This window comes from Ferrovibrio xuzhouensis (genome assembly GCF_042648965.1).
Classification (GTDB): domain Bacteria; phylum Pseudomonadota; class Alphaproteobacteria; order Ferrovibrionales; family Ferrovibrionaceae; genus Ferrovibrio; species Ferrovibrio xuzhouensis.
In genome coordinates, this window is the sequence record NZ_JBHRYJ010000006.1 from 1 (window position 1) to 14293 (window position 14293).

The 14293-nt window shown below is 65.8% G+C and carries 15 protein-coding genes; 13 read left to right on the plus strand and 2 right to left on the minus strand.

The features are described 5' to 3' along the window. Positions 1-117 precede the first annotated feature (117 nt). The 5 genes from ACFOOQ_RS19995 to ACFOOQ_RS20015 all read left to right on the plus strand — a co-directional run bounded on the left by ACFOOQ_RS19995 (position 118) and on the right by ACFOOQ_RS20015 (position 4755). A complete protein-coding gene (locus ACFOOQ_RS19995) occupies positions 118-873 on the plus strand; it encodes an ABC transporter ATP-binding protein (RefSeq protein WP_379729457.1) in 756 nt (251 codons plus the stop codon). After that, entirely contained in the window at positions 866-1603 is a 738-nt protein-coding gene (locus ACFOOQ_RS20000; protein WP_379729458.1) for an ABC transporter ATP-binding protein, read from the plus strand. Before ACFOOQ_RS19995 ends, ACFOOQ_RS20000 begins: the two co-directional genes overlap by 8 nt. Before the next feature lie 26 nt (positions 1604-1629). Continuing rightward, the gene (locus ACFOOQ_RS20005; RefSeq protein ID WP_379729459.1) at positions 1630-2841 is read left to right on the plus strand and encodes an ABC transporter substrate-binding protein; all 1212 of its coding nucleotides are present in this window, start codon (positions 1630-1632) and stop codon (positions 2839-2841) included. Between the two features lie 80 nt (positions 2842-2921). After that, positions 2922-3803, plus strand: coding sequence for a branched-chain amino acid ABC transporter permease (locus ACFOOQ_RS20010; RefSeq protein WP_379729460.1), 882 nt, complete (start codon positions 2922-2924; stop codon positions 3801-3803). A 10-nt stretch (positions 3804-3813) separates the two neighbouring features. Then, on the plus strand, positions 3814-4755 hold the full coding sequence (locus ACFOOQ_RS20015) for a branched-chain amino acid ABC transporter permease (protein ID WP_379729461.1): 942 nt from the start codon (positions 3814-3816) through the stop codon (positions 4753-4755). A gap of 12 nt (positions 4756-4767) precedes the next feature. Here the strand turns inward: ACFOOQ_RS20015 and ACFOOQ_RS20020 are convergent, their stop codons facing one another. Both ACFOOQ_RS20020 and rfbB read right to left on the minus strand, forming a co-directional pair. Beyond that, the gene (locus tag ACFOOQ_RS20020) at positions 4768-5157 is read right to left on the minus strand and encodes a hypothetical protein (RefSeq protein WP_379729462.1); all 390 of its coding nucleotides are present in this window, start codon (positions 5155-5157) and stop codon (positions 4768-4770) included. 16 nt (positions 5158-5173) lie between these two features. Next, the gene (gene rfbB / locus ACFOOQ_RS20025) at positions 5174-6220 is read right to left on the minus strand and encodes a dTDP-glucose 4,6-dehydratase (protein ID WP_379729463.1); all 1047 of its coding nucleotides are present in this window, start codon (positions 6218-6220) and stop codon (positions 5174-5176) included. A gap of 210 nt (positions 6221-6430) precedes the next feature. Here rfbB and uvrB point away from each other — a divergent pair, with 210 nt between their 5' ends. The 8 genes from uvrB (at position 6431) to ACFOOQ_RS20065 (ending at position 14268) form a co-directional block, all read left to right on the plus strand. Continuing rightward, a complete protein-coding gene (uvrB, locus tag ACFOOQ_RS20030; protein WP_379729464.1) occupies positions 6431-8668 on the plus strand; it encodes an excinuclease ABC subunit UvrB in 2238 nt (745 codons plus the stop codon). Beyond that, the gene (locus ACFOOQ_RS20035; RefSeq protein ID WP_379729465.1) at positions 8668-9468 is read left to right on the plus strand and encodes an SDR family oxidoreductase; all 801 of its coding nucleotides are present in this window, start codon (positions 8668-8670) and stop codon (positions 9466-9468) included. Before uvrB ends, ACFOOQ_RS20035 begins: the two co-directional genes overlap by 1 nt. A gap of 1 nt (position 9469) precedes the next feature. Beyond that, on the plus strand, positions 9470-9904 hold the full coding sequence (gene folB / locus ACFOOQ_RS20040) for a dihydroneopterin aldolase (RefSeq protein ID WP_379729466.1): 435 nt from the start codon (positions 9470-9472) through the stop codon (positions 9902-9904). A gap of 322 nt (positions 9905-10226) precedes the next feature. Continuing rightward, a complete protein-coding gene (gene uvrC / locus ACFOOQ_RS20045; protein ID WP_379729468.1) occupies positions 10227-12113 on the plus strand; it encodes an excinuclease ABC subunit UvrC in 1887 nt (628 codons plus the stop codon). 60 nt (positions 12114-12173) lie between these two features. After that, positions 12174-12815, plus strand: coding sequence for a CDP-diacylglycerol--glycerol-3-phosphate 3-phosphatidyltransferase (pgsA, locus tag ACFOOQ_RS20050; RefSeq protein ID WP_379729469.1), 642 nt, complete (start codon positions 12174-12176; stop codon positions 12813-12815). Beyond that, complete coding sequence (moaD, locus tag ACFOOQ_RS20055; protein WP_449265825.1) at positions 12812-13069, plus strand: molybdopterin converting factor subunit 1; 258 nt, start codon at positions 12812-12814, stop codon at positions 13067-13069. The genes pgsA and moaD overlap by 4 nt, the downstream gene beginning before the upstream one ends. 2 nt (positions 13070-13071) lie before the next feature. Then, positions 13072-13527, plus strand: a complete 456-nt coding sequence (locus ACFOOQ_RS20060; protein ID WP_379729470.1) for a molybdenum cofactor biosynthesis protein MoaE — start codon at positions 13072-13074, stop codon at positions 13525-13527. A gap of 222 nt (positions 13528-13749) precedes the next feature. Further along, positions 13750-14268, plus strand: a complete 519-nt coding sequence (locus tag ACFOOQ_RS20065) for a PAS domain-containing protein (RefSeq protein ID WP_379729471.1) — start codon at positions 13750-13752, stop codon at positions 14266-14268. Positions 14269-14293 lie beyond the last annotated feature (25 nt).

The window sequence follows — 14293 nt, forward strand, 5'->3', positions numbered from 1 at the left end:
CGCGACGACAGACACCGCTCGGGGCGAAAAACGCTTGCCCAGCGAGCAAAATCAGGCGATCTTGAAGTCAAGCGGCGGGCCACTTGGGGAATGTCGGATAAATAAGGTACGGTCCAAATGGGCGGGGATAACATCCTCACGACCGAAGGGCTGACGAAGGAATTTGCGGGCTTCGTCGCCGTCAGGGACGTCAATCTCAACGTGCGCCGGCACAGCATTCACGCCCTGATCGGGCCGAATGGCGCCGGCAAGACGACGTGTTTCAACCTGCTGACCAAGTTCCTCCGCCCCAGCCGGGGACGCATCACCTATAACGGCCGCGACATCACCAGCGCCAAGCCGGCCGATATCGCCCGCAGCGGCCTGGTGCGCTCGTTCCAGATTTCGGCGGTCTTCCCGCATCTCAGCCTGCTGGAAAACGTGCGCGTCGCGCTGCAGCGGCCACTCGGCACCTCGTTCCACTTCTGGCGCCCGGAAGGCAGCCTTGATGGTCTGAACGACCGTGCCGAGCAACTGCTGGAAGCGGTCGGCCTGATCGAATATCGCCGCCATACTGCCGGCGAGCTGCCCTATGGCCGCAAGCGGGCGCTGGAAATCGCCACGACCCTGGCACTCGAGCCGGAAATGATGCTGCTCGACGAGCCGATGGCCGGCATGGGCCATGAGGATATCGAGAAGATCTCCGACCTGATCAAGCGCGTCTCGGCCAACCGCACCGTGCTGATGGTCGAGCATAACCTGAACGTGGTGGCCAAGCTGTCGGACACCATCACCGTGCTGCGCCGCGGCGAGATCCTTGCCGAAGGCGATTACGAGACGGTGTCGAAGAATCCCGAAGTCGTCGAAGCCTATATGGGGACCGGCCATGCATGACGCCGCCATCGCGCCGGCTGGCACCATCGGCACCGCCGAACTTGTGGTCAGCGGCCTGAACGCCTGGTACGGCGAGTCCCATGTGCTGCACGGCATGGAGTTCGAGGTCCGTCGCGGCGAGGTGGTCACCCTGCTGGGGCGCAACGGCGCCGGCAAGACCACCACCATGAAGGCGGTGATGGGCATGATCCCGGACCGCAAGGGGTCGGTCCGCTTCGGCGGCACCGAACTGATCGGTATGCCATCGAACAAGATCGCCCGCCTGGGGCTGGCCTTCTGCCCGGAGGAGCGCGGCATCTTTTCCAGCCTGAACGTGCTGGAAAACCTGACCCTGCCGCCGGTGGTCAAACCCGGCGGCATGAGCCTCGAGGAGATCTACCAGATCTTCCCGAACCTGCAGGAACGCCTGAAAAGCCAGGGCACCAAGCTGTCCGGCGGCGAGCAGCAGATGCTGGCGATCGGCCGCATCCTGCGCACCGGCGCCGATTTCCTGCTGCTGGACGAGCCGACCGAAGGCCTTGCCCCGGTCATCGTGCAGCAGATCGGCGCGATGATCCGCCTGCTCAAGCAGCGGGGCTATACCATCCTGCTGGTCGAGCAGAACTTCCATTTCGCCAGCACGGTGGCCGACCGCCACTACGTGGTGGAACACGGCAAGGTGATCGACACCATTGCCGGCGACCAGTTGCAGGCCAATATCGCAAAACTCGAGACCTATCTCGGCGTCTAACCAGAAGTCAAAACCAGGAGGAAACTATGCGATTGAAATCCCTTGCCATTACCGCAGCGATGACGCTCGCCGCCGGCGCGGCCCATGCCCAGTATACCGACGGCGTCATCAAGATCGGCGTCCTCAACGACCAGTCCGGTCTCTATGCCGACGTTTCCGGTCCCGGCGGTACCTGGGCGGCCAAGCAGGCTGTCGAGGATTTCGGTGCCGCCAAGAAGGGCATGAAGGTCGAGGTGGTCTTCGGTGATCACCAGAACAAGCCCGACGTCGGCTCGAATATCGCCCGCCAGTGGTACGACGTCGATCATGTCGACATGATCGTCGACGTGCCGACCTCGTCGGTCGCGCTCGCCATCAACCAGATCACCAAGGAAAAGAACAAGGTGTTTCTGGCTTCCGGTCCGGCCACCGCCGACTTGACCGGTCCGCAGTGCAGCCCGAACACCGTGCACTGGACCTATGACACCTGGGCGCTGGCCAACGGCACCGGCAAGGCGATCGTGCAGACCGGCGGCAAGAGCTGGTTCTTCATCACCGCCGACTACGCCTTCGGCCATGCGCTGGAGCGCGACACCAAGGCCGTCGTCGAAGCCAACGGCGGCAAGGTGGTCGGCGCCGTGCGCGCGCCGTTCCCGGGCACCGACTTCTCGTCCTTCCTGCTGCAGGCGCAGGCCTCGAAGGCGCAGATCATCGGTCTGGCCAATGCGGGCGGCGATACCATCAACTCGATCAAGCAGGCGGCCGAGTTCGGCATCGTCGAAGGTGGCCAGAAGCTGGCCGGCATGCTGATGTTCATTTCCGACGTGCATGCGCTGGGCCTGAAGACTGCCCAGGGCCTGAACTTCACCACGGCCTGGTACTGGGATGCCAACGACGCCAACCGCGCCTTCGCCAAGCAGTTCGCGGCGGCCAACGGTGGCAAGATGCCGACCATGGTACAGGCCGGCATCTATTCCGCGGTCACGCATTACCTGAAGGCCGTGGAAGCGCTGAAGAGCGATGCCGATGGCGCCAAGGTGGTGGCCGAAATGAAGAAGCTGCCGACCGAGGACAAGCTGTTCGGCAAGGGCATGATCCGCGAGGACGGCCGCCACATGCATGACATGTATCTCGTCGAGGTGAAGAAGCCGAGCGAGTCGAAGGGTCCGTGGGATTACCTGACCATCAAGAAGACCATCCCGGCCAACGAGGCGTTCCGTCCGTTGAAGGACGGCGGCTGCCCGCTGGTGAAGAGCTGATCGTCTGAAACAGGGCCGGCCGTGCCGATCGTCCGAGATCGGCCGGCCGGCCCGCCTTTTCTGTCCAAGGGACCGCCCGCATGTTCGAATTGCTTGGCATACCGTCGCAGGCGTTGTTCGGCCAGCTGCTGCTCGGCCTGATCAATGGTGCCTTCTATGCCATGCTCAGCCTTGGGCTGGCCGTGATCTTCGGCCTGCTCAACGTCATCAACTTCGCCCATGGCGCACAGTACATGATGGGTGCCTTCTGCGCCTGGATGCTGCTCAACTGGCTCGGCATCCCCTACTGGGGCGCCCTGATCCTGGCGCCGCTGATCATCGGCGCCTTCGGCATCCTGCTCGAGCGCCTGTTTCTGCGCCGGCTCTACCATCTCGACCATCTCTACGGCCTGCTGCTGACCTTCGGCCTCGCCCTGATGATCGAAGGCGTGTTCCGCCAGCAGTTCGGCTCGTCCGGCGAGCCCTATGCCAATCCGCTGCCCGGCGGCACCCGGCTCAGCTTCATGTTCCTGCCGAACTATCGCGCCTGGATCGTCATCGCCTCGTTGGTGATCTGCTTTGGCACCTGGTTCCTGATCGAGCGCACCAAGCTCGGCGCCTATCTGCGCGCCGCCACCGAACGGCCGGATCTTGTGCAGGCCTTCGGCATCAATGTGCCCCGCATGATCATGCTGACCTACGGTTTCGGCGTCGGCCTGGCCGGACTGGCCGGGGTGCTGGCCGCGCCGGCCTACAATGTCAGCCCGCTGATGGGCTCCAACCTGATCATTATCGTGTTTGCCGTGGTGGTGATCGGGGGCATGGGCTCGATCATGGGATCGATCGTCACCGGATTCGGCCTCGGCATCATCGAGGGCCTGACCAAGGTGTTCTATCCGGAAGCGTCCAACACCGTCATTTTCATCATCATGGCGATCGTGCTGATGGTGAAGCCGGCGGGCCTGTTCGGCACCCCCAAGTGAGGCCCGCGTGATGACGAAGAACCGCGATCTCCTGATCTTCGCCGGCCTGATGGTCATCGGCCTGGTGGCGCCGGCGGTGGTCTATCCCGTCTTCCTGATGAAGGTGCTGTGCTTCGCGCTGTTCGCACTCGCCTTCAACCTGCTGATCGGCTATGTCGGCCTGCTGTCCTTCGGCCACGCCATGTTCTTCGGCGCCGCCGCCTATATCGCCGCCCATACCGTCAAGGTCTGGGGCTGGACGCCGGAACTCGGCATCCTCGCCGGCACCCTCTGCGCCGCCCTGCTCGGCTTCGTCGCCGGCCTGCTGGCGATCCGCCGCCAGGGCATCTATTTCGCCATGGTCACCCTGGCGCTGGCGCAGATGATGTTCTTCTTCTGCGTCCAGGCGCCGTTCACCCATGGCGAGGACGGCATCCAGGCAGTGCCGCGCCGCGCCGTGCTCGGCCTGATCGACACCACCAAGGACCTCAACCTCTACTACGTCGTCCTGATCGTCTTCGCCTTCGGCTTCCTGGTGGTCTGGCGCACCATCCATTCGCCGTTCGGCCAGATCCTCAAGGCGATCCGCGAAAACGAGCCGCGCGCCATCTCGCTGGGCTACCGGGTCGACCAGTACAAGCTGCTGGCTTTCGTGCTCTCGGCAGCGCTCGCCGGCATGGCCGGCGCCACCAAGGCGATGGTGTTCCAGCTCGCTTCGCTGACCGATGTCGCCTGGCAAATGTCAGGCGAAGTGGTGCTGATGACGCTGGTCGGCGGCATGGGCACGGTGTTCGGCCCGATCGTCGGCGCCGGCATCATCGTCACCATGCAGAACTACCTCGCCGGCTTCGGCGAATGGGTGCTGGTGATCCAGGGCGCCATCTTCGTGGTGGTGGTGATGGCCTTCCGCAAGGGCATCGTCGGCGAGATCCAGGCCTGGTGGCAGCGCCGCCAGGCCCGCAAGTCGGCTTAAACGCAAACCGCGCTATGCCGGCGGCAAGGCGAGGCCGTTCGGCAGCGATATCCAGATGACCGTCTGCGCCTCCGGGGAATGGCGGGACAGATGGCCCTTGCCGTGCGTGTCCTCGACCAGCACGAAGCTGCCCGCCGGCACATGGCACACCTCCCCGTCGCTCGTCTCGTAGTCGACCGAACCGTCCAGGCGGACCGTCAGCACCGGTTCCGGGACCGTATGCCAGGCAACCTCGCGCATGCCTGCCGGGATGCGGGTGAGGCGGACGCGGGATGCCGGATAGCTGGCCGAAACTTCGAACGGCACGGCATCGGGGTGCACCGCTCTCTGCGTCACCGGCAAATCGACTTCGTCAAAATGCGACTCGCCATCCGGGGTGGCATAGATGCGCAGGCACTTCATTGCGGCCGGGTCTCCCCTAGCCCAATCCGATACGCTGGCGGCCGTAGGTCTCGGTCGCCCGCCGGCACCAGGTGCCGTTGTCGAGATACCATTGCACGGTGGCGCGCATGCCGGTGGCGACGTCATACGTCCGCCGCCAGCCGAGCTCGCGCTCGCATTTCGCCGGATCGATGGCATAGCGGGCATCATGGCCCGGCCGGTCGGTGACGAAGCGGATCTGGCTGGCATAGCCGGCGCCGTCGTTGCGCGGCCGCAGGTCGTCGAGAATCGCGCAAAGCGTATGCACCAGGTCGATGTTGCGCTGCTCGCCGCGGGCGCCGACCAGATAGGTCTCGCCCGCCCGGCCCTTCTCGACCGCAAGCTGCAGGGCGGCAGCATGGTCGTCGACATGGATCCAGTCGCGCACCTGCAGGCCCTTGCCGTAGACCGGCAGGTCCTTGCCCTCCAGCGCGTTCAGCACGGTCAGCGGGATCAGCTTCTCGGGGAACTGGTAGGGCCCGTAATTGTTGCCGCAGTTGGTGATCAGGATCGGCAGGCCGTAGGTGCGGCCGAAGGCGCGCGCCAGATGGTCGGAGGACGCCTTGCTGGCGGCATAGGGTGAGTTCGGCCTGTAGGGGCTGTTCTCGTCGAACAGGCCGGTCTCGCCCAGTTCGCCATAGACCTCGTCGGTCGAGACCTGCAGGTGGCGGAACTGCTGCTGCGCGGTGCCGTCCAGCCCGCGCCAGTGCTCCAGCGCCGCCTCCAGCAGCACCAGCGAACCGGTGACATTGGTCTCGATGAACGGCGCCGGGCTGTCGATCGAACGGTCGACATGGCTTTCGGCGGCCAGATGATAGACCGCGGTCGGCTTCACCTCGGCATAGATGCGCCGGATCGCCGCCCGGTCGCAGATATCGACCTGCTCGAAGCGGTGCAGCTCCGGCCGCGGCAGGTTGGCGATATTGTCCGGATTGCCGGCATAGGTCAGCTTGTCGATGGTCACGACCGCCTGGCCCTGGGCATTCAGCCGGCGCACCAGCGCCGATCCGATGAAGCCGGCGCCGCCGGTAACAATTACAGTCATGTGCCCTTCACGCGGTTATGGCGAGGCCTGGCGGGGGTTGCATCCAGCCCCCTGTATAGCGGAGGCCCCGGCAGCCCGGAAGCCCCCGCCCGGTTGCTGACAGCGTCCTGGCAGCAGCCGGCTGCCCGGGACAAAAGCCCGCTGTGCCGGGCCATTCCGGGGCGGGGCCGGCGCTTGGCGCGGCGCCCCCGGCACCCCATATTGGCAGCCATGAGCCAGGCCCCGACTCCCCAGACCGTCGAACGCCAGATCGAGGATCCGGACCGTTTCGCGGACGCGAATTTCCCGGATTTCACCCCGCATCGCCCCGAACGGCCGGCGAAGAGCGAGGGCGGCATCGCCTATGACCTGCAGGCCCCCTACGAGCCCAGGGGCGACCAGCCGCAGGCGATCGGCGAACTGGTCGCCGGCGTGACCGGCGGCGAGAAGGACCAGGTGCTGCTCGGCGTCACCGGCTCGGGCAAGACCTTCACCATGGCCCAGGTGATTGCCCGCACCGGCCGGCCGGCGCTGATCCTCGCCCACAACAAGACACTGGCCGCCCAGCTCTACGGCGAGATGAAGGCCTTCTTCCCCAACAATGCGGTCGAGTATTTCGTCTCGTATTACGATTATTACCAGCCGGAAGCCTATGTGCCACGCAGCGACACCTACATCGAGAAGGATTCCTCGATCAACGAGCAGATCGACCGCATGCGGCATTCGGCTACCCGTGCCCTGCTGGAGCGCGACGATGTCATCATCGTGGCTTCGGTGTCCTGCATCTACGGTATCGGCTCGGTCGAGACCTACACGGCGATGACCCTGTCGCTGGAAGCCGGCCAGATGGTGTCGCGTGACGAACTGCTGCGCCGGCTGGTCGACCTGCAGTACAAGCGCAACGACGCCGCCTTCGCCCGCGGCACCTTCCGGGTGCGCGGCGACGGCGTCGAAATCTTCCCCTCCCATATGGAAGACCGTGCCTGGCGGCTGTCGCTGTTCGGCGACGAACTGGAAAGCATCGTCGAGTTCGACCCGCTGACCGGCCACAAGACCGGCGAGATGAAGTCGGTGAAGATCTACGCCAACAGCCACTATGTGATCCCGAAGCCGACGCTGCAGCAGGCGATGAACCAGATCAAGAGCGACCTGCATCTGCGGCTCGACCAGCTCAACAAGATGGGCCGCCTGCTGGAAGCCCAGCGGCTGGAACAGCGCACCAGCTTCGACCTAGAAATGATGGCGGCGACCGGCGCCTGCGCCGGCATCGAGAATTATTCCCGCTACATGACCGGCCGTAACCCGGGCGAGCCGCCGCCGACCCTGTTCGAATACCTGCCCGACGACGCCATGCTGTTCGTCGACGAAAGCCATGTCACGGTGCCGCAGATCGGCGGCATGTTCCGCGGTGACTTCCGGCGCAAGGCGACCCTGGCCGAATACGGCTTCCGCCTGCCATCCAGCATCGACAACCGGCCGCTGCGCTTCCGCGAATGGGACCGCCTGCGGCCGCAGACCGTGTTCGTCTCGGCGACACCGGGCAAATGGGAGATGGAACGCACCGGCGGCGTGTTCATCGAGCAGGTGATCCGCCCGACCGGCCTGATCGATCCGCCGGTCGAGATCCGCCCGGTCGAGCACCAGGTCGACGACCTGCTGGCCGAATGCAAGCTCGTGATCCAGCAGGGCTATCGCGTGCTGGTCACCACCCTGACCAAGCGCATGTCGGAAGACCTGACCGAATACATGACCGAGGTTGGCCTCAAGGTGCGCTACCTGCATTCCGACATCGACACGCTGGAGCGCATCGAGATCATCCGCGACCTGCGGCTCGGCGTCTTCGACATCCTGATCGGCATCAACCTGCTGCGCGAGGGCCTCGACATCCCGGAATGCGGCCTGGTCGCCATTCTGGATGCCGACAAGGAAGGCTTCCTGCGCTCGGAAACCTCGCTGATCCAGACCATCGGCCGCGCCGCCCGCAATGTCGATGGCCGCGTCATCCTCTATGCCGACAGGATGACCAACAGCATGCAGCGCGCGCTCGACGAGACCGACCGCCGCCGCACCAAGCAGCAGGCCTACAACGCCGAACACGGCATCACGCCCGCCAGCATCAAGAAGCAGATCGGCGACATCCTGCAGTCGGTCTACGAGCAGGATCACTACACGGTGGATGCCGGCGCGGCGCAGGACGGCCATCTGGTCGGCCATAACCTGAAGGCCTATATCGCCGAACTCGAAAGCCGCATGCGCGATGCTGCCGCCAATCTCGAATTCGAGGAAGCTGCCCGCATGCGCGACGAGATCAAGCGGCTGGAAATGAGCGAACTGGAAGTCCCCACCGGCGGCATGGCGCTGAAGCCGCTCGGGCTCGCCGAGGACGGCGCACCGGCTTTGCGCCCGGTCGGCCGCTCGACCGCCGGCAAGGCCGGCTCGCGCCGCACCTACCGGGGACGGAAAAACTGATGGCTGTCGCGAAGCAAGCTCCGGCCGCGCTGGTCACCGGCGCCGGCGTCCGCATCGGCCGCGCCATCGCGCTGGAACTCGGCCGGCGCGGCCATGCCATCGCCGTGCATTGCAACCGCTCGCGCCAGGATGCCGAGGCCGTCGCCGCCGAGATCACGGCGGCCGGCGGTCGCGCCGCCGTCGTGCAGGCCGACCTGTCCGACCATGCCGCGGTGGCCGGGCTGGTGGCGCAGGCCGCCGCGGCGCTGGGTCCGCTGGCGGTGCTGGTCAACAATGCCTCGCTGTTCGAATACGACCATGTCGAGACCGCCAGCGAGGACAGCTGGGACCGTCATCTCGATACCAACCTGAAGGCGCCGTTTTTCCTGTCGCAGGCGTTTGCCGCGCAGCTGCCCCAGGATCTCCCCGGCGGCGCGGCCGGCAACATCGTCAACATCGTCGACATGCGGGTCTGGCGCCTGACGCCGCATTTCGCCTCCTACACGGTGGCCAAGGCCGGTCTGTGGACCCTGACCCAGACGCTCGCCATGGCGCTGGCGCCGCGCATCCGGGTCAATGCCATCGGCCCCGGCCCGGTGCTGCCCAGCCCGCGCCAGAGCCCGGAGCAGTTCCAGCGCCAGTGGCAGGGCACCCCGCTCAGGCGCGGCGCCCATCCGGAAGAGATCGCCGCCACGGTCGGTTTCCTGCTTGACGCCCCGGCCGTGACGGGCCAGATGATCGCCATGGACGGCGGCCAGCACCTGCCCTGGCAGCAGGCAGGCGCGCCGCTGTCGCCCGGCTCCGCGGATCTGGAGGAATGACATGACGATCCATGACCGCGCCCGCGCCGCCTGGGCGGAAATCCCGGTCCCCGGCCTCGCCGCGGCCGAACATCCGGCCCGCCGGGTGTTCGTGCGCGACCTGATGCTCGACGGACTGATCGGCATCTACCCCGAGGAACGGCTCAAGCCGCAGAAAATCCTCATCAATATGGAATTATGGGTGGCCGAGACGCCAGGTCGGCCACCGCGCGACTACAGCGAGGTGGTCTGCTACGAGCAGCTCGTCACCAGCGCCAAGGCGCTGCTGGCCGAGGGTCATGTCGACCTGGTCGAGTCGCTCGCCGAACAGCTGGCCGCCCTCTGCCTCGCCGACAGCCGGGTTGACCGCTGCCGCGTGCGGGTGGAAAAGCCGGATGCCATCGCCGAGGCCTCTGGCGTTGGGGTTGAGATAGAGCGCAGGCGTAATCAACTGTAGATTTCTCTACAGGGGTGTGACCAGCGCTTGACATTGCAACACCGAGCGGTTCCACGCCTGCGGTTGTGCACAGGCGGGCCGGGCGACTCGGCGCCGGCTACAATCGGCAGGGCTGCACCCGGCATGCTGTGCATAACGGTAAAAACCATATAGATGCCAATGGCTTGTTTTGTGGCTTGGACATTACATCTCCGGATATGGGCCGGCGTGGCGATACAATCTTTCCCCGTCCACAGAGTTTCCCCACAAAGTTATCCACAGGCTTGGGACGCTTTTGTCAACGCCGTGTAATCGTTGATCTTTTCTGGATATGGTTCTGCGTATGAGTGAGACCGGCAACGACCTTCCGCCTGATGTCGCACCGCCCGCCGGCAAGATCGGCGCCGCCGCGATCGCCCGCCATCTGCGCACCCTGCCGATGGGGCCCGGCGTGTACCGGATGATCGATGGCGCCGGCGAGATCCTCTACATCGGCAAGGCGCGCAGCCTGCGCAAGCGGGTCACCAGCTACACCAAGCCGACCGGCCTGAGCATCCGCATCCAGCGCATGGTGCGCCAGGTCGCCACGGTCGAGGTCACCACGACCCATACCGAGGCCGAGGCCCTGCTGCTGGAAGCCAACCTGGTCAAGCGCCTGCAGCCGCCCTTCAACGTGCTGCTGAAGGATGACAAGTCGTTTCCTTATATCCTGGTGGCGCGCGATCACGACTTCCCGCGCATCACCAAGCATCGTGGCGCCCGCACGGTGCCCGGCGACTATTTCGGTCCCTTCGCCTCGACCGGCGCGGTCAACACCATGCTGAACGCCCTGTCGCGCGCTTTCCCCTTGCGCAACTGCAGCGACAGCGAATTCGCCGCCCGCACCCGGCCCTGCCTGCAGTACCAGATCAAGCGCTGCCGGGCGCCCTGCGTGCAGCGCGTCACCGCCGAGGATTACGGCCGCATGGTCGACGAGGCGCGCGACTTCCTGCAGGGCCGCAATCGCCGCATCCTCGACGAATGGCAGCGGCGCATGCAGGCGGCCAGCGATGCACTGGACTTCGAGGCGGCGGCCGAGATGCGCGACCGCATCCGCGCGCTGGCCCATATCAGCCAGAAGCAGGACATCAACCTCGAGGAGCTCGGCGACGCCGACGTGATCGGCGTGCATGCCGAGGGCGGCCTGGTCTGCGTGCAGGTGTTCTTTTTCCGCGCCGGCCGCAACTTCGGCAACCGTGCCTATTTCCCGGCCCATGCCCGCGACGCGGAAATCAGCGAGGTGCTGGATGCCTTCATCGGCCAGTTCTACGCCACCCGCGATCCGGCCCCGCTGATCCTGATCAGCCATCCGGTCGACGGTGCCGCGCTGATCGAGGAAGCGCTGACCAAACATGGCGGCCACAAGGTCGAGCTGCACCAGCCGCAGCGCGGCCCGAAGCGCGACCTCGCCGATTATGCCGTCACCAATGCGCGCGACGCCCTGCACCGGCGGCTGGCCGAGACCAGCTCGCAGCAGAAACTGCTGGCCGGCGTCGCCGACCTGTTCGGGCTGGATGCTCCGCCCGAACGCATCGAGGTCTACGACAACAGCCATATCATGGGCCGCCATGCGGTCGGCGGCATGATCGTCGCCGGGCCGGAAGGCCTGCGCAAGAACGCCTATCGCAAGTTCAACATCAAGGGCGAGGACATCGAACCGGGCGACGATTACGGCATGATGAAACAGGTGCTGACCCGGCGGTTCCAGCGCCTGCTGAAAGAGGAAGACCGCGCGGAAGGCGACTGGCCCGACCTGCTGCTGATCGACGGCGGCAAGGGCCAGCTCGGTTCCGTGCTGGAGGTGATGCGCGAACTGGGCGTCGACGACGTGCCGGTGGTCGGCATCGCCAAGGGCCCGGAGCGCAATGCCGGCCGCGAGCAGTTTTTCCTGCCCGGCCGCGAACCCTTCATGCTGGAACCGCGCGACCCGGTGCTGTTTTTCCTGCAGCGCCTGCGCGACGAGGCGCACCGCTTTGCCATCGGCACCCACCGGGCCAAGCGGGCCAAGGACCAGATCCGCTCGCCGCTCGACGAAATCCCCGGCATCGGCGCCGCGCGCAAGAAGGCCCTGCTGCTGCATTTCGGCTCGGCCAAGGCGGTGTCGCGTGCCGGCCTCACCGATCTCGAGGCGGTGCCCGGCGTCAGCGGCACGGTCGCCCGGAAGATTTACGACCATTTTAATGGCGGTTGACACACCCGTGACGGCTGCGGCTCTGGCCGCGGCCGGCCCGTCATGCGATACTCGATTCCGATGCTGAACGGCCTTCCGAATATCCTGACCGTATCGCGTATCCTGGCGATTCCCGCGATCTGTGCCGCGTTTTTCCTGCCCGGCGTCTGGAGCGCCTGGGTGCCGCTGGCGCTGTTCGCCGCGGCCGGCATCACCGACTGGTTCGACGGCTATCTCGCCCGCAAATGGGGCCAGATGTCCGATCTCGGCCGTTTCCTCGATCCGGTGGCCGACAAGCTGCTGGTTGCCGCCGTCATCCTGATGCTGATCGCCTTCGAGCGCATCGACCGCACCACCAGCCTCGCCGCCGTGGTCATCATGTGCCGCGAGATCACGGTGACCGGCCTGCGCGAATTCCTCGCCGACCTGCGCGTGAAAGTACCGGTCTCCCGGCTGGCCAAATGGAAGACCACCGTGCAGCTGATCGCGCTCGGCATCCTGATTGTCGGCGATTACGGGCCGGACGGCTTCCACATCCGCCTGGTCGGCGAGATCGGCATCTGGGTCGCCGCCGTGCTGACGCTCTATACCGGCTGGGATTACCTGCAGTCCGGCCTGCGCTATATGGCCGGCCATCCGACGCCTGCGGCCAAACCGCCAGTCTCGGAAATTCCGGGCCAGGACGCATCGGAGCAGGAATTCCCCGCCAAGGGAGCGGAATGACCATGCGGGTGCTGTATTTCGCCTGGCTGCGCGAACGGGTCGGAATCCCTGAGGAAACCGTCACCCCGCCGGCCGAGGTGCGCAACGTGGGCGAGCTGGTCGCCTGGCTGCGTGGCCGCAGCCCGCAGCACAGCGCGGCGCTGGCCGATCCCGCCATCGTCCGCGTTGCCGTCAACCAGGATTACGCGCGGCCCGACCATGCGGTCGGGCCGGACGACGAGATCGCCATCTTCCCGCCGGTGACCGGGGGCTGACCGTGACGGTCCGTGTCCAGCACGAGGATTTCGACACGGCGGCCGAGCTGGATCGCCTGGGGCGCGGCAACGCGCAGATCGGCGCCGTCGTCAGCTTCACCGGCCTGGTCCGTGAATTCGCCGGCGGCACAGGCAGCAGCCAGCGCATGACGCTTGAGCATTACCCCGGCATGACCGAGCGCCAGCTCGAGACCATTGTCGCCGAGGCGCGGCAGCGCTGGCCGCTCGACGACTGCCTCGTCATACACCGTTATGGGGAGCTGGCGCCCGGCGACCGCATCGTCCTCGTGATCACCGCCTCGGCCCATCGCAAGGCCGCCTTCGAGGCAGCCGAATTCCTAGTCGACTGGCTGAAAACCCGGGCGCCGTTCTGGAAGCTGGAAGACAACGGCACGACGCGCCAGTGGGTCGAAGCCAAGGCCGGCGACGACCAGGCCGCCGACCGCTGGCAGCGCTGAAAAGCCCCCCTGCACTACTGACAGTTATATAGCTTTCGGTTTACTGCGGGGCTGGCGTGTGCTGTCATAAAGCCGGCGGGGAACAGCAGCCTTTATACAAACAGTAGTGCTGGCGATGGCTGACTCCCGCGTCGGTTTGTCGTAATAGCTTCGAAGTCGGCAGTCGCCATGAACAGTCCTCCGTCAGATCCGAATATTCCCCGCGTCGAGGTCATCCGGTCCGTGACGTCCAGTCGTATCCGAAGCAAATCACTGCGCGGGCTGCTTGCCTATTGGGAAGCCAAGGAACAGGCGCTCGGCCGCATGCCGGCCAGGCAGGACCTGCAGCCGGACGAGATGGTGCCCTTCCTGCCCTTCGTGTCGCTGATCGACATCCAGCAGCAGCCGCTGCGGTTCCGCTTCCGCCTGGTCGGCACCGGCATTGTCGGCGCCTTCGGCCAGGAAACCACCCGTCGCCTGGTCGACGAGGACCTGTTCGGCTCCAATGCCGACGAGGTCGAACGCTTCTTTTCGATTCCGCTGCAGACCCATGGCCCGGCCTATGCGGCGGGCGAATATGCCGTGGCGCCGACCGGCCGCTCGCTGGGTTTCGAATCCCTGCTGCTGCCGCTGTCGACCGACGGCCAGGCCATCGACATGCTGCTTGGTGGGCTGGTCGGCCAGCGCCTGCAGCCCGACGAGCGGGTCAGCGGCTTCCAGTACGAATTCTACTGCCCGGTCGTGCCGACGGCCGCCGGATAACCGGCGGCCGTCAGTTTCGTCCGTT